Source organism: Streptomyces gardneri (assembly GCF_006539185.1).
GTDB classification, from domain to species: Bacteria; Actinomycetota; Actinomycetes; order Streptomycetales; family Streptomycetaceae; genus Streptomyces; species Streptomyces gardneri.
The window spans coordinates 26,240-51,280 of sequence record NZ_BJMN01000040.1; the positions used below are offsets into that span (position 1 = coordinate 26,240).

24 protein-coding genes, 1 tRNA gene, 1 pseudogene and 1 riboswitch are annotated in these 25,041 nt (G+C 69.1%); of the genes and pseudogenes, 12 read left to right on the forward strand and 14 right to left on the reverse strand.

Features of this window, described 5'->3' with window-relative positions; translation table 11 throughout:
- Positions 1 to 17 precede the first annotated feature (17 nt).
- The gene (locus SGA01_RS28525; RefSeq protein ID WP_229918539.1) at positions 18 to 413 is read left to right on the forward strand and encodes a hypothetical protein; all 396 of its coding nucleotides are present in this window, start codon (positions 18 to 20) and stop codon (positions 411 to 413) included.
- Positions 414 to 480: 67 nt separating this feature from the next.
- Here the strand turns inward: SGA01_RS28525 and SGA01_RS28530 are convergent, their stop codons facing one another.
- From SGA01_RS28530 to SGA01_RS28545, 3 genes are all read right to left on the reverse strand, one after another.
- Positions 481 to 1,257: an IS5 family transposase gene (locus SGA01_RS28530; protein ID WP_229918538.1), complete on the reverse strand. Its 777-nt coding sequence runs from the start codon at positions 1,255 to 1,257 to the stop codon at positions 481 to 483.
- A 264-nt stretch (positions 1,258 to 1,521) separates the two neighbouring features.
- A complete protein-coding gene (locus SGA01_RS28540; RefSeq protein WP_141299820.1) occupies positions 1,522 to 2,910 on the reverse strand; it encodes a S41 family peptidase in 1,389 nt (462 codons plus the stop codon).
- Between the two features lie 376 nt (positions 2,911 to 3,286).
- Positions 3,287 to 5,053, reverse strand: coding sequence for an MFS transporter (locus SGA01_RS28545; protein WP_229918537.1), 1,767 nt, complete (start codon positions 5,051 to 5,053; stop codon positions 3,287 to 3,289).
- Positions 5,054 to 5,226: 173 nt separating this feature from the next.
- Here SGA01_RS28545 and SGA01_RS28550 point away from each other — a divergent pair, with 173 nt between their 5' ends.
- On the forward strand, positions 5,227 to 5,718 hold the full coding sequence (locus SGA01_RS28550; protein WP_229918536.1) for an HIT family protein: 492 nt from the start codon (positions 5,227 to 5,229) through the stop codon (positions 5,716 to 5,718).
- 269 nt (positions 5,719 to 5,987) lie between these two features.
- The gene (locus tag SGA01_RS28555; RefSeq protein ID WP_141299822.1) at positions 5,988 to 6,455 is read left to right on the forward strand and encodes a MarR family winged helix-turn-helix transcriptional regulator; all 468 of its coding nucleotides are present in this window, start codon (positions 5,988 to 5,990) and stop codon (positions 6,453 to 6,455) included.
- A gap of 61 nt (positions 6,456 to 6,516) precedes the next feature.
- Here the strand turns inward: SGA01_RS28555 and SGA01_RS28560 are convergent, their stop codons facing one another.
- Both SGA01_RS28560 and SGA01_RS28565 read right to left on the reverse strand, forming a co-directional pair.
- The gene (locus tag SGA01_RS28560; protein ID WP_141299824.1) at positions 6,517 to 7,590 is read right to left on the reverse strand and encodes a ferritin-like domain-containing protein; all 1,074 of its coding nucleotides are present in this window, start codon (positions 7,588 to 7,590) and stop codon (positions 6,517 to 6,519) included.
- A 493-nt stretch (positions 7,591 to 8,083) separates the two neighbouring features.
- A complete protein-coding gene (locus SGA01_RS28565) occupies positions 8,084 to 8,308 on the reverse strand; it encodes a hypothetical protein (RefSeq protein ID WP_141299826.1) in 225 nt (74 codons plus the stop codon).
- A 646-nt stretch (positions 8,309 to 8,954) separates the two neighbouring features.
- Between SGA01_RS28565 and SGA01_RS28570 the strand changes: the two genes are divergently transcribed.
- Complete coding sequence (locus tag SGA01_RS28570) at positions 8,955 to 9,755, forward strand: hypothetical protein (protein ID WP_141299827.1); 801 nt, start codon at positions 8,955 to 8,957, stop codon at positions 9,753 to 9,755.
- Positions 9,756 to 9,778: 23 nt separating this feature from the next.
- Here SGA01_RS28570 and SGA01_RS28575 read toward each other — a convergent pair whose 3' ends face one another.
- Together SGA01_RS28575 and SGA01_RS28580 are read right to left on the reverse strand one after the other, a co-directional pair.
- Complete coding sequence (locus SGA01_RS28575) at positions 9,779 to 10,531, reverse strand: class I SAM-dependent DNA methyltransferase (RefSeq protein WP_141299829.1); 753 nt, start codon at positions 10,529 to 10,531, stop codon at positions 9,779 to 9,781.
- A gap of 150 nt (positions 10,532 to 10,681) precedes the next feature.
- Positions 10,682 to 11,404: an IclR family transcriptional regulator gene (locus tag SGA01_RS28580; protein WP_141299831.1), complete on the reverse strand. Its 723-nt coding sequence runs from the start codon at positions 11,402 to 11,404 to the stop codon at positions 10,682 to 10,684.
- A 190-nt stretch (positions 11,405 to 11,594) separates the two neighbouring features.
- A riboswitch (SAM riboswitch) is annotated at positions 11,595 to 11,736 on the reverse strand.
- Positions 11,737 to 11,860: 124 nt separating this feature from the next.
- Here SGA01_RS28580 and SGA01_RS28585 point away from each other — a divergent pair.
- The gene (locus SGA01_RS28585; protein ID WP_141299833.1) at positions 11,861 to 12,604 is read left to right on the forward strand and encodes an Rv1352/Rv1906c domain-containing protein; all 744 of its coding nucleotides are present in this window, start codon (positions 11,861 to 11,863) and stop codon (positions 12,602 to 12,604) included.
- Positions 12,605 to 12,912: 308 nt separating this feature from the next.
- On the opposite strand, the gene SGA01_RS28590 is transcribed toward SGA01_RS28585, so the two are convergent.
- Positions 12,913 to 13,776, reverse strand: a complete 864-nt coding sequence (locus SGA01_RS28590; protein WP_141299835.1) for an alpha/beta fold hydrolase — start codon at positions 13,774 to 13,776, stop codon at positions 12,913 to 12,915.
- Between the two features lie 167 nt (positions 13,777 to 13,943).
- Here SGA01_RS28590 and SGA01_RS28595 point away from each other — a divergent pair.
- Positions 13,944 to 14,719, forward strand: a pseudogene (locus SGA01_RS28595) (AraC family transcriptional regulator).
- A gap of 68 nt (positions 14,720 to 14,787) precedes the next feature.
- Here the strand turns inward: SGA01_RS28595 and SGA01_RS41235 are convergent.
- From SGA01_RS41235 to SGA01_RS28600, 3 genes are all read right to left on the reverse strand, one after another.
- A tRNA-OTHER gene (locus SGA01_RS41235) sits at positions 14,788 to 14,869 on the reverse strand.
- Between the two features lie 65 nt (positions 14,870 to 14,934).
- Positions 14,935 to 15,057 carry a hypothetical protein gene (locus tag SGA01_RS42295; RefSeq protein WP_255325278.1) on the reverse strand — a complete coding sequence of 41 codons (123 nt, stop codon included), beginning with the start codon at positions 15,055 to 15,057 and terminating at the stop codon, positions 14,935 to 14,937.
- A gap of 62 nt (positions 15,058 to 15,119) precedes the next feature.
- Positions 15,120 to 15,659, reverse strand: a complete 540-nt coding sequence (locus tag SGA01_RS28600; protein ID WP_141299837.1) for a 2'-5' RNA ligase family protein — start codon at positions 15,657 to 15,659, stop codon at positions 15,120 to 15,122.
- A gap of 169 nt (positions 15,660 to 15,828) precedes the next feature.
- Here SGA01_RS28600 and SGA01_RS28605 point away from each other — a divergent pair, with 169 nt between their 5' ends.
- From SGA01_RS28605 to SGA01_RS28625, 4 genes are all read left to right on the forward strand, one after another.
- Complete coding sequence (locus SGA01_RS28605) at positions 15,829 to 16,482, forward strand: ribonuclease FAU-1 family protein (RefSeq protein WP_141299839.1); 654 nt, start codon at positions 15,829 to 15,831, stop codon at positions 16,480 to 16,482.
- Between the two features lie 252 nt (positions 16,483 to 16,734).
- On the forward strand, positions 16,735 to 16,992 hold the full coding sequence (locus SGA01_RS28610) for a hypothetical protein (protein WP_141299841.1): 258 nt from the start codon (positions 16,735 to 16,737) through the stop codon (positions 16,990 to 16,992).
- 263 nt (positions 16,993 to 17,255) lie between these two features.
- A complete protein-coding gene (locus tag SGA01_RS28620; RefSeq protein WP_141299843.1) occupies positions 17,256 to 18,365 on the forward strand; it encodes a serine hydrolase domain-containing protein in 1,110 nt (369 codons plus the stop codon).
- 231 nt (positions 18,366 to 18,596) lie between these two features.
- Positions 18,597 to 19,136, forward strand: a complete 540-nt coding sequence (locus SGA01_RS28625; RefSeq protein ID WP_229918535.1) for a hypothetical protein — start codon at positions 18,597 to 18,599, stop codon at positions 19,134 to 19,136.
- A gap of 42 nt (positions 19,137 to 19,178) precedes the next feature.
- On the opposite strand, the gene SGA01_RS28630 is transcribed toward SGA01_RS28625, so the two are convergent.
- The 3 genes from SGA01_RS28630 to SGA01_RS28640 all read right to left on the reverse strand — a co-directional run bounded on the left by SGA01_RS28630 (position 19,179) and on the right by SGA01_RS28640 (position 22,224).
- Positions 19,179 to 19,988, reverse strand: coding sequence for a TIGR01458 family HAD-type hydrolase (locus SGA01_RS28630; protein ID WP_174867532.1), 810 nt, complete (start codon positions 19,986 to 19,988; stop codon positions 19,179 to 19,181).
- Between the two features lie 62 nt (positions 19,989 to 20,050).
- The gene (locus SGA01_RS28635; RefSeq protein ID WP_141299845.1) at positions 20,051 to 21,628 is read right to left on the reverse strand and encodes a glycerol-3-phosphate dehydrogenase/oxidase; all 1,578 of its coding nucleotides are present in this window, start codon (positions 21,626 to 21,628) and stop codon (positions 20,051 to 20,053) included.
- Positions 21,625 to 22,224, reverse strand: coding sequence for a TetR/AcrR family transcriptional regulator (locus tag SGA01_RS28640; protein ID WP_079037795.1), 600 nt, complete (start codon positions 22,222 to 22,224; stop codon positions 21,625 to 21,627). The genes SGA01_RS28635 and SGA01_RS28640 overlap by 4 nt, the downstream gene beginning before the upstream one ends.
- Positions 22,225 to 22,299: 75 nt before the next feature.
- Between SGA01_RS28640 and SGA01_RS28645 the strand changes: the two genes are divergently transcribed.
- A complete protein-coding gene (locus tag SGA01_RS28645; RefSeq protein WP_141299847.1) occupies positions 22,300 to 23,895 on the forward strand; it encodes an FAD-binding oxidoreductase in 1,596 nt (531 codons plus the stop codon).
- A 60-nt stretch (positions 23,896 to 23,955) separates the two neighbouring features.
- Entirely contained in the window at positions 23,956 to 24,837 is an 882-nt protein-coding gene (locus SGA01_RS28650; protein ID WP_141299849.1) for a diacylglycerol/lipid kinase family protein, read from the forward strand.
- Positions 24,838 to 25,041 lie beyond the last annotated feature (204 nt).

Sequence of the window (25,041 nt, forward strand, 5' to 3'; positions counted from 1 at the left end):
TGAACGAAGGGGGTCGCATGTCGCGCTACACAGCCGAAGCAGAGGCGGGGATGAAGGGGATCACGTTTCCCGCCTGGCACGGAAAGCACTACGTGACCCTGGCCGAGCTGCTGGTTCGCCTCGGCAGCTTCGGCCTGGACCTGACCTGGCGCGTCGAACTCGACTGGATCGTCGGTCCTCGCTGTGTCGAGATGGAGAGAAGGTCCGCCGATTCCGGCATGGACACGTTGACGCTGTTGTCGTTGACGACCCCCTTCCTCCAGTTGATCGACGCCGAAGCATGTGGGTTCGCCGGGGACGAGCTGGTGGTCGTCCTGACCGAATTCGACAGTTCCTTGTGGGACGTCAGGGCTGTCGACGAGCGCGTACTCAGCGACCTTCGTCGCCACTACCCGGGTGCCAAGGACCTCTGAAGGGGGAGCTTCACTCCGGGCGGAGCCATAGGCGGATCGCGGCCACGGTGACCGTTCCGTGGAAGACCTACGCGCGCTTGTCGAAGCGCGTGGCGACGGCCCGGAAGTTCTTGAACCGGTTGATGGTCCGCTCGACTTCGTTGCGGCGGCGGTAGATCGTCTTGTCGAACCCCGTGGGCCGGCCGCCTTGGCTGCCGCGGCGTTGGCGGTTGGCCCTCTGGTCTCTCGGCTCGGGGAGCGTGTGCTTGATGTGGCGTCTGCGCAGGTGACGCCGATTGCGGCGTGACGAGTACGCCTTATCGCCCCCGACATGGTCGGGCCGGGTGCGCGAGCGTCCCAGGGCCTCATCGGAGCGGTGACGTGCCGGGCTCCTGCGCCGACCCGGGATCTTCGGGGCACGAGTGGAGGCGCCGGCCGCGTGCTGATGAGCGCGGCAGGTCGTGGAATCGACGCTGACCATGCTCCAGTCGATCCGGCCCTCGGTATCGGCGTCGGCCTGGACGGCCCGCAGAATTCTCTCCCACGTGCCGTCCGCCGACCACCTGCGATGACGATCGTGGACCGTCTTCCAACTACCGGAGCAGGCAGGCAGGTCCCGCCAGGGGAGGCCGGTCCGCTGCCGGAACAGAATCCCGTTGATCACACGACGGTGGCATTGCCAGCGTCCTCCCCGCCCGCGATTCGCTGGCATGTGCGGCAGAGGCAGGCTCCACGGCCGGCCTCTTCGAACGGCGTCAGCTCCTTCGTGCCGCAGCTGTGTCACCAACGTGCCGAAACGGCGGGGGCTCAACCCGTTGAACGGGACTATCCAGGACGGCTGCGACGCCGTGATCACACCAGCCACGGCGGGAGCCTCACACGCTTCCCGCCGTGGCATGTTCTGCTGCTGGACAGGCGGAGATCTCCGGACCAGGTCTCGCACCGGACACGGCCAGAGCCGAAGATGATCTCGAGTGCGAGCCGCCCGCTGTCCGGGGCACCGTCTTCGCTGACGGCCAGTACCGTCTCGCCAAGGTGATCCGAGAACGGGGTCTCGCCCTCATCGACTCCACCCAACGACCGTACCGTCAGGCAGAGCCCCAGCTCACGCCCTCATACAAGGCAAGCCTCAGTTCCGCAGGACCTTCACGGCCCGGTCGAAGGCCGAGTCCTTGTTCTGGTCGAACTCCTCTGCGGTGAAGACCGGCTCGGTGAGGTGTGGCGGGATGCCCGTGCCGTCGAAGGTCCTGCCCGACCTGGTCAGCAGCTCCTCGTTCGGCAGCCAGACCGACATGCCGTTGGGGAGCTTCCGCACCATGACGTCCGAGAAGACACCCTGCGTGGACTGCCCGATCCGCACGGTCCGGCCGGGCCGGTCCATGAGGGCCTGGGTGAAGGTCTCTCCCGCGCTGACGGTCGAGCCGCCGGTCAGCACGGCGACCGGACCGGTGTAGCGGGGGCCCGGGGTGGGCGTGACGTACAGGGGCTGGGGGCGCGTGTGCCGGGTGGGGTCCGCGGGATCGTTGCGGGCCCGCTTGGAGTAGGCGAGGTAGGGGGTGTCGGTGAGCCGCCCGGCGATGTGGAGCCCCATGGCGTCGGAGCCGCCGCCGTTGACCCGCAGGTCGATGAGCAGGCCCTTCAGGTGCCGGGTGCGCTCCTGGTCGAGGATCGTGTCCAGCGCCTTGTCGAGCTCGGCCAGCTCGGCGGCGTAGGTGGCCTTGTCGCCTGCGTAGCCGCCGAAGCCGGAGATCCGCAGGTAGCCCTGCCCGCCGGGGAGGTCGGCGTAGGTGATCCGCCCGGCTCCGAAGTCCTGGATGTTCCGGGCGTCCTTGAGGTCGCGCTCCACGACGAGCTTCTTGACCTTGGCGTCGAGCTCCCCGCCGGGCATGACGGTGCCGGGGCGGGCCTGCCCGAAGATCCGGTCGGGGTAGCCGTCGCTGTCGCCGTCGACGTCCGCGACGGCGACGTGGGCGTCGTAGAGCGGCTCCACCATCTTGCTGAAGACGGCGAAGAGTTCGTCCGGGGTCGTCCCTTCGTGGACCGTGGGCCGGTACTGGTCGCGTACGGCGTGCCAGTCGATGCCCTTGGCGGCGAAGAACGGGTAGTTCTCCTCGAAGGACTGCCAGAAGACGTCGAAGGAGTCGAGCGGACCCTCGGGGGCGGAACGCTTACAGGCGTCGGGCAGTTCCGTCATCCGGCGCAGGTTCCGTTCGCCGACGTCGCCGTCCAGCCGTACGGAAGCGCGGTCGCGGTCCCCATGGGTGCGCACGGTGAGGACGGTTTTTCCAGGCGTGGTGTAGACGCCGGGGCCGGTCCGCCGCGCGGTGTCGCCCGGGATGCAGCTGACGGCGGTGGTCTGGTACTCCTGGAGGGTTCCGTTCCGGATGGACAGCACGGTGCCGTAGCCGTCGGTGCGCCAGACTCCGTCGGTGACGGGCTGGTGGGCGGCGGCGGTGGCGGCCGGCGCGACTGCGCCGACGAGGGCCAGGGCGACGGCGGTGGCCGTGACGATGCGCACGATCTTGCCTTCTCTGTAGGTGACTTGCTGCTACCGCTCCACCGTCGCCGACACGGGATTCACCTGGCCATCCGGCTGTCCGGCCGATCGGGGGTGGGGCCAACCCCCGCTACCCGCCGTACCCGGGACGACACGACCTGACGGACGGGCGCCTTGGTGGCCTCGCGATCGTGACGACCAGGGGGAGTTGGACCCTCACGACGTAAGGCAGTCCTGTCGGCCGTCCCCTGCCTCACAGGCTGCACGGCCGACAACCCGCCCGCCGACGACCGTTGACGAGAAGCGCGCCGCCCACGCGGATGGCGTACGCGATGCCTGCCGGCTCAGGCGCAGCGCGAGTCTGGAGATGCACGCCGGCCCACGGCCACGGCAGATCTCAAACGCGTTCTCTGACGGAGCTGCCGGCCTCTTCGTAGTCCGGCTCCGGTATCGGACCCTTCTTCTTTTCGGCAGCAGGCAAGGTAGTCAACAGCACAGCTGCTCCGAGGAGTGTGATGACCGCGATCCAGCCCGCGCCCACGTGCATAGCATGGATGAACGCATCATCAGCAGCCTGAGCAAGAGTGGGCCGATGGATAGTGGTGGCGATGTGGCGGGCCTGCTCGGCGGAAACTCGCGCCTGATCCTGTACTGGACCGGACGCACCCTCCAGTGAAGGTTCGATCGCACGGCGGTACATGATCGACATGATCGTGCCGCCGACTGCAATTCCGATCACACTGCCGGTTTGCCGCACGGTGTTGGTGACGGCCGATCCCGCACCGGCCTGTTCCAGCGGCAGGTTGCTGAGCAATGCGGCCGTAACGGGGCCGATCACCATGCCGATCGAGAGACCCTGTATCAACAACAGGATCTCGATCCAGATGAGTGGGGTGTGGAGTCCGAGGAACCCGTACCCGCCCATGGTCAGTGCAGCCATGGTGAGCGCCGGCACGGTGACAAGGCGTAGCGACAGGCGGCGAACCAGACGTGCGGCAAGGGGCGCCGCCGCGAGCGCGCCGAATGCGGTCGGGATATTGGCCAGACCCGCCTTCATCGGCGAAAATCCGAGTGCTCCTTGGAGATAGAACGCATTGTAGAAGGTAATGGCCGCCACGCCGAAGAGCAGCAATCCGAGCGCCATGTTGCCGCCACCGAATGTGCGTTGCGCGAGCAGCCGTGGATCAAAGCTGGGCGACTTGACACGCAGTTCGACGAGTACGAAGACGGCCAGCAGAACCAGACCGGCAACGATGGGAGCCCAGACGTCGGTACGACTCCATGCAGCCACCTGCCCCGCCCGGATCAGCCCGTAGGCCAGAGCCGTGAGCCCGCTGATCGACAGCAACATTCCAGCGGGGTCCAGTGGTCGCAGAGTGGGGCTGCGGAAATTTGGAACCAGCACGGCGAGCCCGACCAACGACAATGCTGCGACCGGAACATTGATCAGAAAAACCGAGCCCCACCAGAAATGATCGAGAAGGAATCCGGCCAGCACCGGGCCGGCAGCCATTCCGACACCGGCCGACGTCGAGAAAATGCCGATCGCTGCAGCCCGCGCGGGGCCGGTGAAGGTCCACATGAGGATGGCCAGCATGGCGGGCGTGATCAGCGCGCTGCCCACCCCCATCGCAGCACGAGCTGCAATCAGCTGGCCCACATTCCTTGCGTACGCCGCCCACAGTGAGGACCCGGCGAATATCGCCAACCCACTCGAAAAAACGGTTCGGTGACCGAATCGATCGCCCAACGAGCCTGCAGTGAACATCAACGTGGAGAAGGCCAGAGTGTACGAACCAGTCGCCCATTGCAGCTGACCGGGATTGGCGCCCAGTCCGCGGGCCGGGTCTGCAAGGGTCTCCAGTGCAGTAGTCAGGACGGTATTTTCTAGCCAAATCAGAACCGAACACAGCATAAGAACGGAAAGAATCAACTGCTGCCTGGACTTCGGCAACGTTGGAGGCGGGGTCATGGACACCTTCGGGTCTTGATCGGCAGGAACCTGAACGACTGGACCATAAGGAAACTCCACGACGCCGTCAAGCTTGAAGTTTTTTGTCAATACTGTTGCGGCTGAACGCGCTGTATGCCCTCTGTCGGATTGCAGACTGAAGAAATTCGTGCCCTCTGGCAGATTTGCGCTTCGAAGAATTCCATGGCTCAACGCCTGGCAGCGTCGCCGGCCGTCGATGGGGGGTGAGCCCCGGTTTCAAGGGCCTGGGTCAGGCCCACATGGCCGGGGCAGTGACGAGATCCACCATGAGCTCTGCCATCGGCATGCGCGTAACAACTACCATCAGCCATCCTGTTCGTGGCCGCTGACGAGGGGAACTCACAGTGAACGAGCGGCAGCCGATGGATCTGGACGCCTACGAGGAACGCGTACGGCGCGGGCCCTGTTTCGTGTGCGCCACCGTCGATGGGCACCCAGGCTACGAGCACCACTTGATCTACGAGGATGCCTGTCACGTTGCCTTCCTCGACCGGTGGCCCACGCTGCCCGGCAAGGTGCTGGTCGCCCCCAAACGGCACATCGAGCACGTCGTCAGCGGATTTACCGACGATGAGTACACCAACATCATGCGCGTGGTGCGCAACGTGGCCCTGGCCGTCGAGAAGGAACTCGCCCCGGAGCGCATCTACCTGCTCTCGCTGGGCGCGCAGGGCGGAAACTCCCACGTCCACTGGCACGTCGCGGGCCTGCCGCCCGGCGTGCCCTACGGCGAGCAGCAGTTCCACGCGCTCATGTCGGAGAACGGAGTGCTGGACGTTCCAGCGGAGGAAGCCGCCGCGCTGGCGGCCCGGCTCCGCGAACAACTCGCGTCATGACGATGCCTGTGTTCCGGCGTCAGTCGATGGCCGACGGACGATGCCATGCATGTGGTCCCTGGGTGGGTGTCGTCTCTCAGCGCCGAGGCCGGCGGCGCCGGGGTAGCGGCGCCGTTGTGGAGCGGTAGAAGGGCAGCGGGACTGGGCCGTGTTGACGGCGGCGTCGGGGAGTCACCTGCTTGACCTCAACCATGCTTGAGGTCATACGGTCTTCCCATGACCTGCACGGTGTGCGGGCTCCACACTGAAGTACCTGGAGGGGACATCCCATGACGACCCGGCAGACCTCCGACACCGAACTCGCCGCACAGCCCGCCGCGTACTGGACCGGTCTCGCCTACGAGGCGCTCATCGCGTTCACCCGGGCCCGGCAGGCCGAGAAGGGCTACACCCAGCCCCAGTTCTGGCTGCTGCGCAACCTGTCGGTGAACGACATCTCGTGCGACGGCGAGGGGATGACCGTGGCCGAGCTGCGGGATGCCATGTCCTCCTACATCCGTCCCGAGGACGACTTGGCGGTGGAGGCCGAGGGGCTCCTTGAACGCGGCTGGCTGGCTCAGGATACCGAGGACCGGCTGTGGCTTACCCCGGAAGGAGAACAGGCCCGCATCGACATGGCCCGCAACGCCCCCGCGATCCGCGCCGCCCTCCACGAGGGCATCGACGACGCGGACTACGTCACCACGATGAAGGTGCTTCAGCGGCTGATCCGGAACGCGGGTGGGACGGTCGCCTGATGGACCGCCGGCCGGGGCAGAACACCCCGGCCGGATACTCAAACCGGGCAGGTGTGAACCGTCAGGCAGTCACGTAGCGGAACTCGGGCCCGTAGGTCTTGCCGCCGGCGCCGGGGAGCGGACGTTCCATCAGCTGTATTGCGGGGCCCTGCAGGAAGAACATCTGCTGCACCGCGTCGTTGAGCAGCCGCTCCGCCTCGTCCGGGAGGTCCTGCTTCCATGCCTCTTGCAGCAAGTGCAGCAGGGCGCTGTAGGCGTGATTGAAGTCGTCGAGGATCTGTATCGTCTCGGCGTCCGGAGCGGAAGGTCCTGTCCGGGGCCAGCCGCCGCGGGGCACGATCCCCATGGGCAGGGTTTCGGGCATCGGGACTGGGGTGTTCTCGTCGAACTCCCACTTCCCCGTCACGGGGTTCTTCCGCAGCTTCCGTCCGTTGTGGATCTCGAGGAAGGCGTAGTAATGCGCGAGCTCTCCCGGGGCTCCCGGGTGCGGGTTCTCGGGCGACGCGGACGTTCCCTCGCCCTGTTCCTTGATCACACCGATGGCCGCCTCGACAGCGGCGAGCGTCTTGAGGGCCACGACGTTGTTTCCCTCACCGTGATGGGGCATGTCCAGGGTCAACTGTCGGGCGCCGGTGATCCGCTCGGGGTGTGCACGGAACGCTTCCAGGAGAGCGGTGTAGAAGGCCCCGATCGAGGTGTGTGCCGCCAGAGCACGCGCGAGCGGCTGGTCCGGCTCCTCGATGCAGGCGTACATCCCCGCCGACTCCTTCGTCAGGCCGCTGAGGAAGACGGAGAGTTCGGGCCGCACCCCTCCCGGCAGAGGCCCCGGGTACGTCGGCACCACCGACTCGTCGGCGAGCACGGGAGTCCCGCCGAGCGTGGTGAGCAGGTTGCACGCGAGACCGAGGTGCGACATCTCGTCGAAGACGATCTCGTGCAGCGCGTCGAAGACGGAGCTGTCCTCGCCCGTGTGCCTGATCGACCACATGGCGCACAGATACGGGGGGAGCGTGGCGAGCTCCAGCAAGATCGCCTGCTGCGCTGCTTCCCGCATCCAATCGGCGTCACGCCGCTCCGCGGGCTGCTCCATCAGTTCGACGATGCGGTTCTTCCGGGCGTACAGAAGCGTGTTCACCACCGGTCTCCTTCCGGGCGGGATGGGCGAACGGGTCCGGCACCCCCTCAGGCCTGCGCAACGTGCTCACCCAGGCAGGCCCAAGTGAGCTCGGCGACGACGCCTGTCACGGGGGACGTCCCCGAGCTGGGCAGGGCCGCCTCGCCGCTCTGGGAGGAAGAGCACTGCCGGATCGCTGGCCGGGGGCTCCGCGGAAACGGCCGCGTTCCGGAAGACGCCCCGGTTGACCGCGTCGTGCCGGAGGAGGCCCGAGCCGTTCATGTTGCACTCCCGTGTATCTGCCGGCCGGTGAGCCCCGGGGGTCCAGCAACTCGTACAGCGCTTGGGTGATCGCGTCCCGGAACTCCGTGGATCGCCCCGCACACGGGGTTGAACGTGAACTTCTCGCCTTACGACAGTCGGTCCATCTCGTTTTTTTGCGGGTGAAGTTGAACTCGCTGATCGGGCGGGTGCTCCCCGACAGCCATTCGTCCCGGTCGGCGTTGGGTATCGCCTACTTCCCGTCCAGCCGGGTGATGGTCCCGACGCCCACGACGGGGTCGGTGGGCGTGAGCCCTTCGTCCTGCTTCGCGTAATCGAGGTCGATCAACCCGTACTGGACGGCCTTCACAGGTGCACCGGACTGGCCGTCCTTGAGGTACACGCTCGAGTCCGCCGCGCGGATTCGTTCAAGAACGGGATCTCCCCTGAAACGCGCGGATTCGAGCTGCAGCGCCATGGTGGATCTCCTCCTCCGACAGCGACCGCCCTTCCATCGTCCCCCCAGGCCCGCGACGGCGCACCCCGGAGCGGGACGTCGTCAGGCGAAGCGGCGGGCCACCCCAGCGGCGAACTCCTTGCCTGTCAGGGCGTGATCGCCGTCCATCCCGGTCAGTCCCGCCGGTGGCACGTACGAGCGCTGGGGCGCACGCTGAACCTGGGGGTGTCGATGCCCCGCGACGGGCGGGCCGACCTCCTTTCACGACGACACTGACCTCGTGCAGCGGGCGCGACGGCGGCCGGGGTGGTCGCGGAGGAGACGCCTCCGGCGGCGCCTACTTCACGACGCGACCACTTCTCGTCCAGTCCGGCAACAGCTTTGCGTCGAGCACGGTCACGGCCGGCACGGCAGGCGTGAACTTACGGCACGGGCTGTCCCGGCGGTGCGGCAGGAGGCGGTTTCGGAGGCCCCGCCGGCGCCCCGGGAAAGGGCGGCCAGAACACCGAAGGCGTCGTCGCCGCAGACGGCGGGTCCGGCGCCCAGGGCGGGTCGGGAAGTGCCGGCACGAAGGGTGGTGCCGGAGCCGACGGCGCGCCCGGCGCCATGGGCGACCTCCACCACAACTGAACCCCCGCCCAGGGAACGTCACTGAGATCCTGAACGCATGCCCGAAGACTCGAACCTGCTGTCAGCCCTGTGGCCTCTCGCACCGGCCGGTGCGACCGACTGGTTGCTGGAGCTGTGCGGCGACGGTGTGACAGGGTTCATGCCGCCTGGAATGCCGGATGCGGCCTGGGTGCTCAACGCGATGTACGAGCACGAACGGGGCGCGGCCGAGGTGTCGTACCACGATGCTCGCCAAGCGCGCCTGGCAGAGGGGAGCATCCAGCCCCACCCCGTCGTCGGCATGGACCTCGACGCTGTGGGCATCGCCACGGGAGGCAGCCTGGGGCGCGCCGGGCACCCTGGCCTGGGTTGGCGGCGGCTGCCCTGGGCGGAGCTGGCCCGGCGAACCGGCGACCCCCTGGTGCCCGACGGGCTGCTGCCCTCCTACCGTTGCTTCCCCTCGGTCAAGAAGGAGGGCAGCTGGCCACTCGGCATCGCTCCACCCACCGAGGGCAGCCTCGACCGCGAGAGCTGGAACCGCCTGATCGGCATCCTCACCGACTACAGCCCCGCAGGCCCGGACACCGTCTGCCTGGTCTACTACAACCCGCTGATGCTCGGGGCCGCCGACTTCGACAACCTGCATGTACGTGTCGGGCGCCTGGGCGATGCCGAGATGCTGTACGACCACCCCGAAGTCGATTTCAGCCCTTCGAACCTCTGGGCCGAGGATCGCTCATGGGTCCTGTGCACCGACTACGACCTGTGGGCCACCAAGGTCGCGGGACCCCGGGCCCTGATCGACGCGGTGATCGACGACACCGAGATCGAGGCGGTACGACTGCCCTGGGCGCCCTGACGGCCGGTCGCCCCACGGGCACCTCAGGCGGGCTTGCGCCACACGGAGATGTGCTTCGTGGAGTCCTGGGTGAACGGTGTCCCGTCCCAGTCCGCGAGGCGACGTTCCTTCTCGAGCCCGGCGATCCGTGCCATCAGGTCGAGCTCTGCCGGCCAGGCGTAGCGGTGTCGGGAGTTTTCGCGGCGGTAGCGGAGGTCGTCGCCGTCGCTGTCGTCGTCGCGGGTGAAGTGGTGCGAGACGAGAATCTGCTCGACGAGGTCGAAGGTGTCGAAGCCGAGATGCCGCTCGGAGACGTCGAACGGCACCGCGACCTGGCCGGGCGGCAGGAACCGTAGCGGCGGCACGCCCAGCTCGATGACGAATCGGCCGCCGGGTGCCAGATGACGTGCGGCGTTGCGGAAGCACTCGATCTGCTCGTCCTGCGTGAGCAGGTTGGTGATGGTGTTGTAGACGAGATAGACCAGGGTGAACTCGCCCGGGACGACGGTGGTGGCCATGTCCCCGATGGTCACCGGGAGCGTGTCCTCGTCGATCTTGCGGCGCAGTGCCGCCGCCATGTGCTCGGACAGTTCGATGCCCGCCACCGGCACACCGCGTTCCCTCAGCGGGACGCCCACTCGTCCGGTCCCGATGGCGAACTCCAGCGCCCGGCCGTCCCCGGCGAGGTCGGCGAGAAAGGCGAGAGTCGGTCCGAGAACGGCAGCCGAGGACATCTCGGTCTCCTCGGCGTCGTAGCGGTCGGCGGTCGCACGGGTCCACAGCTCACTGCTCGTCACGGACAGGCACTCTGCCCGGTGCAGAGGGGCGCTGTCGACGCATTTCCCTTCCAGCACCTTTCCTCGTCGACGATTCCGGCGAAGGAAGGAAGAAGGAAGTCCGAACACGTCAGCCGGGGGAGGGCCGGGACCCACGTCGTGGTGCCACGGTCAGGAGTGGGACACGACTTCGGTGAGGCGGTCGGCCGCGTCGACGGCGGCCTTCGCGAGCCGGGCGCCGGGGTGTCGGGTGAGGCGTTGGATGGGGCCGGTGACCGTGACGGCGGCCACGACACGGTCGGACGGGCCGCGGACCGGAGCAGAGACGGAGGCCATGCCGGGTTCGCGCTCACCGATCGACTGGGCCCAGCCCCGGCGCCGTACGCCGCTCAGGGCCGTGGCCGTGAAGCGAGCACCCTGCAGAGCCTGGTAGAAGTGCTCGGGATCCTCCCAGGCCACCAGGACCTGGGCGGCGGAGCCGACCTTCATGGGGAGCGTGGACCCCACGGGCACGATGTCGCGCAGGCCGGCGGTCCGCTCGGCGGCGGCGACGCATACGCGCATCTCACCCTGGCGCCGGTAGAGCTGCGCGCTCTCGCCGGTGGCGTCCCGAAGGGAGGTGAGGACCGGACCGGCCGCGGCCAGCAGAAGGTCCTCGCCCGCGGCAGCCGACAGTTCGCCGATTCGGGGGCCGAGGACGAAGCGGCCCTGTACGTCCCGGCCGAGCAGACGGTGACGTTCGAGCGCGAGGGCGAGTCGATGGGCCGTGGGCCGCGACAAGCCGGTGGAAGCGACCAGCCCCGCCAGAGTGGCCGGGCCCGACGCCAGCGCGCCGAGGATCACTGCGGCCTTGTCGAGGACGCCAACACCACTAGAAATATCCGAAATGTCCATGAAAGGGGGTACTCCAGTCTCGGTCCGCGAGCCATGGCTCGCGGCGACCTCGCTCAGGGGAGGGCGAGGATGATCAGCGGGAAAGGGCCGAAACGGTCGGCCGATATGCCGCGGCGATCATGAGATGGGTACGCGGAAAGCCCGGGGCGGACAGAGCCGGGGCGAAGGACAGCACAGAGAGCACCGTGTCTCCTCATCTTTTCCCGCGCCACGTTGGCGCGGGCCGGAGTTGGCACTGATCCCGACGGCGCGGCGCGAACATGGAACGCCGAGTCGACCGGGGAGTTGCCGGGGCTTCGTAGGGCCGGTCCCTCCACCCCTCTGGATGATTCGCGAGGAACCATACAAGACTCCTGGTCGGCCTGCCAACGGCTTTCGGGCGGGCTCCAGCCGCTCGCGGATGGAGCAGGCTCTCTCGTGATGCTCAGGGCCGTGGGGTGGTGGCATCCTGCGCGGATGAGACACATGGGCAGGGTGGCGGCCGCCGCGGCCGGGACGGCTGTGGTGGCGGTGCTGATATCGGGCTGCGGCAGCGGTGGTGAAGGGGCGTCGGGGGCGCCGGTCGCAGTGAGCGAGACGCCGACCGACGATCCGACGTCCTGGGAGGAGCTGTTCCCGACCGAGGATCCGCCGCCGACCGAGGATCCGCTGCCGACCGAGGGGGAGGAGCCGGTCGATCCGGACGTGACGGGTCCGGCGGCGGAGCTGGATGCCCTCGCGGCGCAGAAGGGCTGGGAGTACGACGACGACATGTACGACTCGCCGTCGGCGTTGGTGACCAGGGTGTGCGAGGAGCTGCCGACGTCCGAGAAGGACGGGAGGTCACCGGCCCAATGGCTGGCCGAGGGCACCTCCTTCTGGGACGACGGGAAGCAGATTCTGCTGGCGGGGGTTCCGAAGCTCTGCCCGAAGTGGACGGACGCGGTGAAGGCCGCGGCGTCGGGGAAGTACGACCGTTGGTTCGGCAACGGGACGTACGCGGTGTCGTCGAAGCCCGCCGAGGCGCAGCAGGTGATCCCACCGGGCACGTACCGGTCCGAGGGAAGCACGGCGAACTGCTACTGGGTGCGGACCACGGAGTCGGGCGATCCCATCGACAGCCAGTTCGCGACCAGCCCGCGGAAGGTCATGGTGACGATCCGGTCGTCCGACGGGCAGTTCACGTCGGAGGGGTGCGCAGTGTGGAAGCCGGTGAAGTAGCCGGCCCGGGGAACGAAGGCGGCCCCGCGGACGGGCCCGGTCGGCGGCTCTTGCGGAGGGTGGCGGGTGTGGTGCCGTACCAGCGGTGGATTGACCGGCGCATTGCGCGGGCGTTGGCGTAGCCGCATCGGGATGCGATGGAGTCGATGCGCATGGCCGGACCTAGACACCCTTCGGTGACCTGGCGACCGAATGGCCGTACAACGGCAGCGAATCGCTCAACCGAAGGCACCACTGCGTACTGGCGTCTTGAGATCTATGGCAGGAACGGAAACCTGCCACAGATTGCAAGGGGAGAGTCTGAGGCGTTACGGGGTCTTGGGCGCTTGATCTTGGTGGATCTCGGTGAAGGCGAGCAGGAGTGCGGCCGTCTGCGCCGGTTCCTCCAGAATGGGTGTGTGCCCGGCACCGGGCAGCAGCTCGACTCTCGCGCCCGGAACGACGCGGTAGTCGGCCGCGGACGAGGGCCGCCATCTGCGGTCCTGGTCGCCGAAGATGACCTGCAGCGGCTTACCGAGGGGCATCAGGCGGTCCGGGAGCGCCCGCTGGTTCAGATAGGCGATGGACGCCTGCATGGCCGTGGTGAGTGCGTGGTAGGTCATGCCGCGCAGTTCGTCGACGAGTTCCTGTGGGACGTGGTAACCCGTACGGAATGCGGAACTCGCGAACTGTCGGATCTGTTCGTCGGTCGGTGGCCACTGCGTCGGGTCGATCGCGGTAGACCCCGACGGGATGAAGGCATCCATGCTGGGGCCGGTGTTGATGAGCGCGAGCGCGGTCACCAGGTCGGGTCGTTGCTCGGCGAGAGCGGTGGCGGGATAGCCACCGCTGGAGTGGCCGACGATGATGGCTCGTTCGACCCCGAGCCGGTCCAGTGCCGTGCCGATCCTGCGTCCCTGCTCCAGGGGTGAGTAGTCACCGTCGGCCGGTTCGGCCGAGCGGCCGTGCCCGGGCAGGTCGATCCGTATGACGCGATGGGATGTGGTCAGCAGGGGAACCAGTGCGTCCCACGAACGGCTCGACGTGGCGGATCCGTGGATGAGGAGGAGCGCAGGCGCGCCGCGAGGGCCGTCCTGGCAGACGTAGATGTCGCCCTGGTCCAGGTGGAGGAGCGCATCCTCGGTGGCCGGGGCGTCGCCGTTCGCCTGAGGTTGGCTGTCGGGAAGAGTCATGAGCCCACTGTCGTCGCAGGTGCGCGCCGACGGCTTGGACGAATGTTCCCCTCTCCACCTGGCCCTCTTAGCATGTGGCGATGGGGTCATCCACGAGTGAGCGTGACCACCCTGCGCTGTGGGACGTCGCGCGTCCCGAGCGGCCGAGCCGGGTGCCTGGTGTCGACATGGCCGGCTTCCGGATCCCCGGTCGGCCCGTCGGCGGTCTGCGGGTGGTTCCGCATCCGGCCGTGATGCTGATCCTGGAGTTCGGGGCGAGTGCCTCCATCGTGGGGGACGGTGCTGGGCGGCAGCATCGGGGAAGTCTCGTCGCCGGGCCAGGGTTCGGCTCCGGAGGCGGGGTTCGGGCCTGGGGCGAACATGTCGAGTGTGTGCAGGTGCGCCTGTCCCCAGCGGTCGCGGGCACGGTACTGGGCGCCTCTCCGGCCGATCTGGCCGGTTCTGTGGTGGCCCTGGATGAGGTCTGGGGCGGGGAGGCGTCACGGATTCGCGAGCAGCTGAGCGAGATCCCCTTGTGGGAGGACCGCTTCGCGTTCGCGGAGGCGTTGCTCGCCCGCCGGTCGACCCGGCGGTGGCCTGGGCCTGGAACCGGATCGTCGCCGGCAAGGGCCGCGTCCGGGTCGACCGCCTGGCGGCCGAACTCGGATGGAGTCGCAAGCGTCTGTGGACGCGGTTCCAGTCACACATCGGCATGCCACCGAAGAGTGCCGCGAAGCTGGTCCGCTTCGACCATGCCGTGCACCGTCTGGTCGCGGGTGAAGGCGTGGCCCAAGTCGCGGCGGACAGCGGCTACTACGACCAGTCCCACCTGCATCGGGACGTCATGGCGTTCACCGGTACGACCCCGGCGACCGTGCAGGGCGAGCCCTTCCTGACGGTGGACGACCGCGCATGGCCGACTGCGAAATCTCGTGAGACCGCGGGAGAAGCCCAAGCCGGCTGAACGGCATCCGTCACGCGCCGTGAGATGTGCACCAGGCTGTGCAGCCCCGGTCCCGTGGGGTGGGCGGACTACCTCGCCGGGATTCGAACCCGGGTTTCCGATTCCGGGCGAACCGGAGACCGGTGTCCTTGGCCGCTGGACGACGAGGAACAGGGCTGTCCGGCATCGTACGGGCTATGAGGTGTCCCGTAAGAGGGTTCCGCGGCCGGTGGGAGTCAGAGGAAGGCCCGGCGGGACGCCTTCTCGACAAAGAGCCGCAGGATGCCCGCCAGCCGGCGGGCGTCCTGGATGTTGCCGGTGACGGTTCTGCGGCGCGAGGGCGTCGATGCGGTCCGCAAGAGGCTCGTGCTGGTCCGCTGTCTCAAGGGGCAGGGGACCAGAGAAACCTGATGGGCCTGTCTCATTCTCCGAGTGCGAACGACGCCCGTTCTTGCCACTTCACGCCGTCGTGCACGATGAGTTCGACCGACGCGACGTGAGAGGTGAACGGGAGGCTGCCTGCGAGGTCGGCCTCGATCTTCTCCAGGACGGTGCCTTCCTGACCTTGAGCGATGGTCAGGTGAGGAATGATCTCGGTGAATCGGCCGCCATACGGCGGAGCCTCAGGCCACCGATCAGCGATCGCCTCCGTGAGCTGCCGCACCTGCATGTCAGGCTCGGGAACGAGATACAGCACTCCCGGGAGCCGCCCGAAACTCTCGAACCGCAGGTCAAAGGCCTGGTGGCTGCCCAGCACGTCCGCGAGAGCGGAGTGGACGAGCGTATCTATTCGACTCTCGTCGAGGAACGGGAAGAGCACAGTGATGTGGGCTGGGACCCCGGCCTGGGCTGAGGGGTCGAGCCGTTCACGCCACCCGCGGACGGACGGCTCCGCCTCTGGGATCCGGACGATGAGCGCCGTCTGGCCCGCCCGAAACGCACTGGTGCTGTCATCTGCCATGACACCGGATGGTGTCACCTCTGACGGCCCGAGGGATGTTCGGCGGTCACCGACGACCGGTCGCGGACATGCAGGCCCTGAACGGTGCATTGCCCGGCCATGCCCAGGGCACGCTGAACAAGTGCCCGAGCCCACCCGGGCGGCAGGGCCGATGTGAAGGAGCGGGCTGATGCGGAGCTTCGAGGTGGGGGAGAGCATCGCGCGGCGCGATGTTCACCGTTCCGGCCGAGTCTGGAGCGAACAGGCCCTTCGAGTCATCGACGACACGGACCAGGCTCTGATCACCGCGTGCGCGCCGGGAGCCCAGGTCCGCTGGCCCGCCCTCTACGCCCGGGCGCGCGCCGAGGACGACCGGTCGGTGCGCACCGAGGCGTTCGACGCGTTGGCGACGGGGGAGTGGCAGCTCGCGGACGCGGTGTGGCAGGAGACCGAGCTGGTGTTGTGGAAGCCGCCGGAGACATGGTTCAGCGTCAACGCCTTCTACATCCCCGACGAGGAGCGCGACGGTGGCCGCCGTCTGCGGAACTGGTACGTCAACTTCGAGCGTCCCACCATCCGCAACCCGGGCGGCTTCGACACCTTCGACCTCGCCGTCGACCTCCTGGTCGCCCCCGACCTCACGAGCTGGCACTGGAAGGACGAGGACGAGTACGCGCACCTACGGCGGCTCGGCGTCATCACCGACACCGAGCACCACGCCGTGAACGCGGCCCGGGGGCAGGCACTTGCGATGATCGCCCAACACACGGGCGTGTTCGCAGACGCCGAACGATGGGCGGTCTGGCGATGGGACCCGGCCTGGCCCGCGCCCACCTGGGTGTAGCTCGGGTACGGCCCCGCCCGTGACCACCGCCGCGTCGCCTGCGACCCCTGTGAGCACCTACCCCGCCGGCCGCACGGACACGGGTCAGCTGGATTTGTTCACGAGAACCGCTCTGCCTCAGCTTCCGTGACGGCCTGCCTCCATCGCTGCCGGGCGCCTCGTGCCCTCGTACGTCCCAGCCGGCTGCGCCTGCCCCTTCGCATTCGGTCGATTGCCGCGTGACCTGCACAAGCGTGGATGCGTTCATCGGGCATGCGAAAGATCATCACTTGCGGCCTGCTGGCCGCCGCGGCGCTCTCCGCCACCACGCCCGCCTTCGCCGACCACGACAGCAACTTCGGCAGCGGGGTCAACGCGGCGAACAACTGGAACTTCACCGCCGCCGACGTGTGTATCCAGGAGCTCGCCGTGGTGCCCGCGCTGAGCGACTGGACCGGCAACCACAAGAACAACTGCTCCAACGGCAACGTCATCGACCACTCCGGCGCCGGGGTGCCGCCCGGTCACTGACAGCACCAGGTCAAGGGAGCCCCGACCCGGGGCTCTGCTTGAGTCGGCTGATGCATCGCCCGACCGCGTTGCGCTGCCTGTACGCCTCAGCGTCGAAGACGGGTGGCCGGCCACCCGAACGGCCGGTCTCAGGGGCGGCCGGTCTCAGGGGCGGGCAGGGTGAAGAATCTCACCCTCCCGCTTCCCCGCCGTAATGGTGAAGTCGCCTGATTACACTGCGTGTTGATCCTTCATTCTTGCCGTACGACCCCACGGAGAGAGTCGTGAAGCTCAAGCGATTAAGCGTCATCGCCGCAGTGTGCAGCATCAGCCTCACCATCGGACTCGGCACCGCCGAGGCCACGGTCCCGGATGCGGCCGCGGCCCTCAAGGCGGGCGCCGACCAGGGTATCTCCGACGGCTACCCCGGCATCATCGGCATGGTGCGCGACGGTGCCCAGAGCCAGTACATACAGGCGGGCGTCGGCGACCGCGGAACCGGAGTGCCGGCGGACCCCAAGGCGAAGTTCCGCATCGGCAGCAACACCAAGGCCTTCACGGCGGCCACCGTTCTGCTGCTGGAGGCCGACGGCCTGCTGTCCATCGACGACACGGTGGCGAAGTGGCTGCCCGACGCCGTCAACGCCAACGGTCACGACGGTTCGAAGATCACCATCCGGCAGCTGCTCAACCACACGTCGAACCTCCCCAACTACACGATGAACATCGACGGGTTCACCACCGGTCGGGTCTGGACCCCGCAACAGCTGGTCGACGGTGCCCTGCGCAAGCGACAGCCGAACGCGCAGCCGGGTGAGAAGTGGGAGTACACCAACACCAACTACGTGCTCGCCGGCATGATCATCCGGGCTGTGACCGGCAACGAGCCCGCGGCTGAGATGAAAACCCGGATCCTCGACCGTCTCGGTCTGGCGGACACCACTCTGCCCACCACGGACAACAACATCTACGGCAACTTCCTGCGCGGGTACTACCTGGCCGGCCCCTTCATCCTGGACATGACCGTCACCAACGTCTCGGCCACCCAGACCGCCGGCGCCATGATCTCCACTCTCGACGACCTGGCCACCTTCCAGCGCGCGCTCGTGGGTGGCACCCTTCTGCCGCCCGCGCAGCAGACCGAGCTCAAGACCACTGTCCCCACCGGCGCGGGCCCCGACTACGGCCTGGGCCTCATGCGCCTGGACACCCCGTGCGGTCGTACCGCCTGGTACCACAACGGTGTTGTCCCCGGCTATTTCAGCTTCCACCTCACCAGTGAGGACGGCGCCAAGCAGGTGGTCGAGGCCAACAACGAGAGCCACCTCATCTCCGGCACTCCCGGCCAGAACCACACGGGCGCAGCCGCTGTGAACGCCTTCTGCGCGCTCTGAGCGAGCGCTCCGCTTCGTCCGTCGGGCGCGGGAGGCCACCCGTCCGCCCACTCGATGATGCGATGCCCGTCGGCGAACAGACTTCAGGCCGCCCCGTGCAGAGCGGTGCGGCCTGCGGTCGCAGCGCCGCGTGACTTCTTTCAGGTCGCATCGGCACGCTGCTTCCTCCACAGACCCGCCGCTCGGTAACTATGGTTGTCAGGAGTGAGGGTCGTGAACTATGGTTGTCGCATGATGGTGCCTGAGATCACCCGAGAAGAACAGGTCGAACTCGACAAGGCTCTGTACGACGCCTTGAATCCCTTGGCCTCGGCCATTCGCTCCCGACAGACCGGGCTTCCCGAGGACCGCATGTGGGACGCGGACCCCGTCGCAGTGGCCCTGTCCGTCCTTGCCGCTTGGAAGACGGTGGACGCGGAGGTCAGACGACTGACCGCGAACGCCGCAGCGACCGCCGGCTCCTACGGGGCAAGTTACGAGCAGTTGGGGGCCGTATGGGGGATCACCCGCCAGGGCGCCCGCAAGAAGTGGCCTGACGCCGTCACCCGCCCGGCGCCCCCGACAGCACGCACGAGCAACCTCGAGATCTTCGGCGGGACGGCCGAACTGGTCCAGGCGCCGTCCGGCGGCTGGGGCTGGACGGGCGAGGGCGCCGACGGAGCATCCGGTACGGCCGGCGAGGGGGTGTACTACGCGACCGCGGAGGAAGCCGCAGCACATGCGGGCGCATTCCTCAAGGAGCATGCCTCTGACAGCGCCGGCCGGCCCTGACCGGCTGCCTCATCGCGGCCCCCACACCGGACTCGGGACCCGTCAACGCTGAGGCGTTCCGCCGCCCTCGGCCGTGAGCAGGGCCAGCAGGGCGGGAAGGTCGGCGAAGGAGTCGAGGACGTGGTCGGGTGTGCCGGAGGCGGCGCGGTGCGTCTCGGGGAGGTACTTGCCCGTTCTCACCAGTACGCCGGTGATGCCGGACCGTTGGGCGGCCAGCACGTCGGATTCGATGTCGTCGCCGATCATCAGCGCCTCCGACGCGTCGACGCCGAGATGGGCGAGGGCGCTCGCGAAGAACGCGGGATCCGGCTTGCCCGTCACCTCCGCTTGGATGCGGGCAGCCTTCTCGAGCCCTTCGAGGAAGGCTCCGGTGTCCAGGTCGAGGCCGTCCTCGGTGCCCCAGTACAGATTCCGGTGCATCGACACCAGTCGGGCCCCGCGCTGCAGTTGCCGGAAGACCCGATTGAGGGCCTCGTAGCCGAACTCGGCCCCGGCGCCGCCGAGCACGACGACGTCGGCGTCCCCCTCCTCGACGAGCGTGACGCCCGTCAGGTCGTCCCGTACGTCACCGCTGTTGAGCAGAAGGCAGCGCGCGCCGGGAAAGTGCTCGCGCAGATACGCCGCCGTGGCCGCCGGGGCGGTCAGGATGTCTCCCGCGTCGACGGGGAAGCCCAGGTCGGCCAGGCGTGAGGCGATCGCGGCCCTGGTGCGGGACGTGTTGTTGGTGACCAGGGCGATGCGGAGTCCCGCGCCCCGCAGCTGCTCCATGGCCGAGGCTGTGCCCGGCAGGGCCTTCCAGGAGACGGTGAGGACTCCGTCGATGTCGACGAGGACCGCTCGGATTCGTTCCATGGAGCCGACGGTAGCCGCGGTGCCGGGCCCCCGCGCCTCACCTGCGTCGACGACGCCGCACGTCACTCCACCTGCGCGGTACGTGCGAGGGCGTCCAGGGCCGCTCCTTCGGCCGTGGAGCGGTCTTCCGGGACCAGGCCGATGCGGGTGCGGCGGTCGAGGAGGTCGGAGGTGTCGAGAGCGCCTTCGTGGCGGACGGCCCACACCAGCTCGGCGCCCGTGACCGGGTGGCCGGGTACGACGGGCTTGGCGAGGGCGGGGTCTTCGAGGCCGAGCGCCTGCACAGCGGGTGCCTCGGAGCCGTAGCGGTACACGAGCCGGGCCGGGACGTCGAGCCCTGCGAGGGTCTGCGGCCGGGCGGCGCCGACGAGGGGGACGGAGGCGGTACGGCACGGCCCGGCGGTCAGGCCCCCGGCGGCCACGACGGCGTCGACGGCGTCCTGGGCCATGCGGCGATACGTGGTCAGCTTGCCGCCGACGACGGTGACGACACCGGAGGGGGAGGTGAGCACGGCGTGCTTGCGCGAGATGTCGGCGGTGCGGCCCGCCGCGTCCCGGGTGTCGAGCAGGGGGCGCAGCCCCGCGAAGGCCCCGACCACGTCGGCGCGCTGGACGGTGACGTCCAGGGCGGAACCGAGGACGTCGAGGAGGAAGCCGATGTCGGTCTCGGGGACCTCCGGCACGTCGGGGATGTCGCCGTCGACGGGTTCGTCGGTGAGGCCGACGTACACGCGTCCGTCGCCCTGGGGCAGGACCAGGACGAAGCGGTTCGTCTCGCCGGGGATCGGGATGTGCAGCCCCGCGGAGAGCCGGCCGAGGTCCTCGGAACGCAGGACGAGATGGGTGCCGCGCGAAGGCCGCAGGCGTACGTCGTCGACGAGGCCGCCCGCCCAGACGCCGGCCGCGTTGATGACCGTACGTGCGCGGATCCGCAGCTCCTGGCCGGTGGTCTCGTCGCGGACCAGCGCACCGTCGCGGTGGAGTTCCAGGGCGCGCGTGCGCGTGAGGATACGGGCGCCGTACGCGGCCGCCGTGCGGGCGATCGCGGTCACCAGGCGTGCGTCGTCGGAGAGCTTGCCGTCCCAGGAGAGCAGTCCGCCGCGCAGCCCGGTGGGGCGTAGGGCCGGGGCGAGATGACGGGTCTCGACGGCGGACAGTGTGCGCGGCTGGGGGAGCGTGCTGCGCGAGGTGCGGGCGCCGACGCGCAGCATGTCGCCGGCGAGGAATCCGGCGCGGGCGAGGGCGGCCTGGCCGCGGCTGACGAGCGGGGTGAGGGGCAGGACGAAGGGCTGCGCGCGGACGAGGTGGGGAGCGGTGCGTTCCATGAGGATGCCGCGCTCGACCGCGCTCTCGTGGGCGACGTCGAGCTGTCCGGACGCGAGGTAGCGCAGTCCGCCGTGGATCAGCTTGGAGCTCCAGCGCGACGTGCCGAAGGCGAGGTCGTGGGCGTCGATCGCGGCGACGGTGAGCCCGCGGGTGGCCGCGTCGAGCGCGGCTCCGGCCCCGGTGGCACCGAGCCCGACGACCAGGACGTCGACCACGCTGTCGGCCTGGCCGTCGGCGAGCCGGTCCAGTTCGCGCAGGCGCCGCCGGGCGTTGAGGGAGGAGCCGGGCAGGGCGGGGCTGCTCGTGGGGTTCATGGGGCGATGGTCCTCTCCAGCAGGGTGCGCAGCTCGTCGAGGAAGGCGGCTTCGCTCAGTTCGGGATCGGTGTCGTCGGTCATGGTGCGCAGCGAGAGCGTGAAGGACTGGACGACGAGCAGCAGGGACCGGGCCTGCAGGTCCGCCCGGACGCGGCGCACGGAGCCGTCCTCGTGGCCGTCCTCGAGCGCCGAGTGGAGGAGCCCGAGCAGGGCGTCCTGGCTGGCGCCCCGGCGGTCGAGGATGTACGGCAGCAGCAGCTCGGGGTCGACGTCGATGATCTTGTGGAAGAGCGGGTGGGCCCGGAACGCCGCGGCTCCCGCGACGAGCCCTTCGACGATCCGCTCCCGCTCGGGCCGGTCGTCGTCGGAGGGCGGCATGGCGCCGGCGGCGACGGCGATCCACTCACGGGTCATCAGGTCGCCCACCAGGCTGCGCACGTCGGGCCAGCGCCGGTAGATCGTCATCCGGGACACGCCCGCGCGCCGGGCGATGTCGGTGAGGGTGGTTCGCCGTACGCCGACGGCGAGCACGCAGTCGCGTGCGGCGTCGAGCACGGGATCTGCGTCTTCATGGTTGTGACGAATGGGCGTCATCTGTCACAGTGTAATGCCAGCGTCGGCCGAGTGGCAGCGCCATCCGTGAAACAGACCGTTAGGAACCCTTTCGAAGTGGACATGTTGTGGAGCGGTTGGGGCGACCCGGCCAAGGCGGCACCCCTGCCCGACTCGGTCACCGGCCTGCTGCGTGACCTGCTCGGCGTCACCCCCCGTGAGAGCGGCCCGGCAGCCCTCACCGACATCGAACCGCCCGCCCCGGCGCTGCTCGCCGAGGCCCGCACCGCCCTCCGGGCGGCCGTCGGCGCGCCCGACGGCCTGCGGGAGGACGCCGAGATCCGCATCCGGCACACCCGCGGAAAGTCGACCCCCGACCTGCTGCGCATCCGCGCCGGTGAGGTCGACGACATCCCCGCCGCGGTCGTGCTGCCGGGCGACCACGACGAGGTCCTCGCCGTGCTGCGCGCCTGCGCCGAACACGGCGTCGCAGCCGTGCCCTTCGGCGGCGGAACCTCCGTCGTCGGCGGCCTCGCACCCGTAACGAAGCGCCCGTTCGTCGCGCTCGACCTGCGGCGGCTCGACCAGCTGCTCGCCGTCGACGAGGTCTCCCGCACCGCGACACTGCAGCCCGGTCTGCGCGGCCCGCAGTGCGAGGCGCTGCTCAACGAGCAGGGCTGGACCCTCGGACACTTCCCGCAGTCCTTCGAATGGGCGACCGTCGGCGGCTTCGCCGCGGCCCGCTCCAGCGGCCAGGCATCGGCCGGATACGGCCGCTTCGACGAGATGGTCCTCGGTCTGACGGTCGCCACCCCCGAAGGCACCCTGGAGACCGGCCGGGCCCCGCGCTCGGCGGCCGGCCCCGACCTGCGCCAGCTGATCCTCGGCTCCGAGGGCGCACTCGGAGTGATCACGGCGGTGACCGTGCGCATCCGTCCGCTCCCCGCGAAGCGGATCTACGAGGGCTGGCGCTTCACCTCCTTCGAGGCCGGCACGGCGGCACTGCGCCGACTGGCCCAGGACGGCCCCCGGCCCACGGTGCTGCGCCTGTCGGACGAGACGGAGACCTTCATCGGTCTCGCGCAGCCGGACGCCATCGGCAACGCCGAAGTCCCGCAGAACCCCGGCTGCATGGCCATCGTCGGCTTCGAGGGCACCGAGGAGGAGACGGCGGCGCGCCGCGCCGCCGCCCGCGAGGTCCTCCTCGCCTGCGACGGCGAGCTCATCGGCGAGGAGCCCGGCGACAAGTGGGAGCACGGCCGGTACAACGCGCCCTACCTGCGGGACGCGCTGCTCGACGCCGGAGCCTTCGCCGAGACGCTGGAGACCGCGGCCTTCTGGTCCGCCATCCCCGGCCTCTACACGGCCGTCCGGGACGCGCTGACGAGCACCCTCACCGAAGGCGGCACGCCGCCGCTCGTCATGTGCCACATCTCGCACACCTACGAGAACGGCGCCTCCCTGTACTTCACCGTCGTCTCCGCACAGGGGGAGGACGCCGTCGCGCACTGGGAACCGGTGAAGCGGGCGGCCAACGACGCGATCCTGGCCGCGGGCGGCACCATCAGCCACCACCACGGCGTCGGCACCGACCACCGCGACTGGTACGCCCGAGAGATCGGCCCCCTCGGCATCCGCATGCTGCAGGCCGTCAAGGCCGAGGTCGACCCCTCCGGTGTGCTCAGCCCCGGAGTCCTCATCCCCGTCCGCTGACCCACTGTCCGCTGACCCACCGTCCGCTGACCTTACTTCTGCCGCCCGGAGGCCAGATCCATGCGACAGTTCACCGCCGTCGTCAACCCCACCGCAGGGGGTTCCAGCGGCACGGCGGGTCTGCTCCCGCTGGCCCGTCTGCTGCGGGAGGCGGGCGCCAGGCTCGACACCGTCTACAGCCGCAGCCTGGAGCACGCACGAGAACTCGCCCAGGAAGCCGGAGCACAGGGGCACGTCGTGCTCGCCGTCGGCGGTGACGGCATGGCCGGCTGCGTCGGCGGCGCCCTCAGCGGTACGGACACGGTCTTCGGCCTGGTCCCGGCGGGGCGCGGCAACGACTTCGCGCGCGCCCTGGGCCTCCCCACGGACGCCGAACGGCTCGTCGAGAACTTGCTCCACGGCGAGCCGCGGGCCGTCGACACGATCGAGGTGGAGTCCGCCGTGCACAAGCGGACCTGCGTCCTCGGAAGTGTGTACGCGGGCGTCGACGCGGTGGCCAACCGCCATGCCAACGAGTCCCGCGTGCTGCGCGGCGCGGCCTCGTACTACGCGGGCGGCCTGCGGGCGGTCCTCGCCTGGAAGCCCGCCACGTACCGCGTCACGATCGACGGAGTGAGGCACGACCGCACCGGCTACACCGTGGTCGTGGCGAACTCGGGCTTCTACGGCTTCGGGAGGAACATCGCACCGGGCGCGCGCATCGACGACGGGCTGCTCGACGTCGTGGTCATCAAGAAGGCACCGAAACGCCTCTTCTTCGCCATGATGAACGAGCTGAAGACGGGCGTGCACGTCAACCGGCCCGAGGTCGAGATCCTCCGCGGCAAGGAGATCCACATCGAAGCGGACCGCCCCCTCCCGTACGGAGCGGACGGCGAGGTCGACGCGACCCTGCCGGTGACCCTCAGGGTGCGGCCCGCCGCTCTGAACGTCCTGGCCTGACCGGGACATCCCTCGGGACATCGGGCAACAGCCTGACGCCGGCGCCCGGAGCCACCGGTCGCCCGCCGATGGCAGCCCACAACCGCCCTACCCCCTGCCGAACCACCTGCCGCCAGCGCCACGCCGCTGGCGGCAGGTCCATGAGGACGGCTCATCCCTGCGGGGACGGGCGGCGCGCCACCCGATCGGAGCAGCTCGACCGCG

Coding starts and splice junctions, on each gene's coding strand:
- SGA01_RS28525 (WP_229918539.1), top strand. CDS start 18: ATGTCGCGCTACACAGCCGAAGCAGAGGCGGGGATGAAGGGGATCACG.
- SGA01_RS28555 (WP_141299822.1), top strand. CDS start 5,988: ATGACGACCCGGCAGACCTCCGACACCGAACTCGCCGCACAGCCCGCC.
- SGA01_RS28565 (WP_141299826.1), bottom strand. CDS start 8,308: ATGGCGCTGCAGCTCGAATCCGCGCGTTTCAGGGGAGATCCCGTTCTT.
- SGA01_RS28570 (WP_141299827.1), top strand. CDS start 8,955: ATGCCCGAAGACTCGAACCTGCTGTCAGCCCTGTGGCCTCTCGCACCG.
- SGA01_RS28580 (WP_141299831.1), bottom strand. CDS start 11,404: ATGGACATTTCGGATATTTCTAGTGGTGTTGGCGTCCTCGACAAGGCC.
- SGA01_RS28585 (WP_141299833.1), top strand. CDS start 11,861: ATGAGACACATGGGCAGGGTGGCGGCCGCCGCGGCCGGGACGGCTGTG.
- SGA01_RS28590 (WP_141299835.1), bottom strand. CDS start 13,776: ATGACTCTTCCCGACAGCCAACCTCAGGCGAACGGCGACGCCCCGGCC.
- SGA01_RS28600 (WP_141299837.1), bottom strand. CDS start 15,659: ATGGCAGATGACAGCACCAGTGCGTTTCGGGCGGGCCAGACGGCGCTC.
- SGA01_RS28605 (WP_141299839.1), top strand. CDS start 15,829: ATGCGGAGCTTCGAGGTGGGGGAGAGCATCGCGCGGCGCGATGTTCAC.
- SGA01_RS28610 (WP_141299841.1), top strand. CDS start 16,735: ATGCGAAAGATCATCACTTGCGGCCTGCTGGCCGCCGCGGCGCTCTCC.
- SGA01_RS28625 (WP_229918535.1), top strand. CDS start 18,597: ATGATGGTGCCTGAGATCACCCGAGAAGAACAGGTCGAACTCGACAAG.
- SGA01_RS28630 (WP_174867532.1), bottom strand. CDS start 19,988: ATGGAACGAATCCGAGCGGTCCTCGTCGACATCGACGGAGTCCTCACC.
- SGA01_RS28635 (WP_141299845.1), bottom strand. CDS start 21,628: ATGAACCCCACGAGCAGCCCCGCCCTGCCCGGCTCCTCCCTCAACGCC.
- SGA01_RS28640 (WP_079037795.1), bottom strand. CDS start 22,224: ATGACGCCCATTCGTCACAACCATGAAGACGCAGATCCCGTGCTCGAC.
- SGA01_RS28650 (WP_141299849.1), top strand. CDS start 23,956: ATGCGACAGTTCACCGCCGTCGTCAACCCCACCGCAGGGGGTTCCAGC.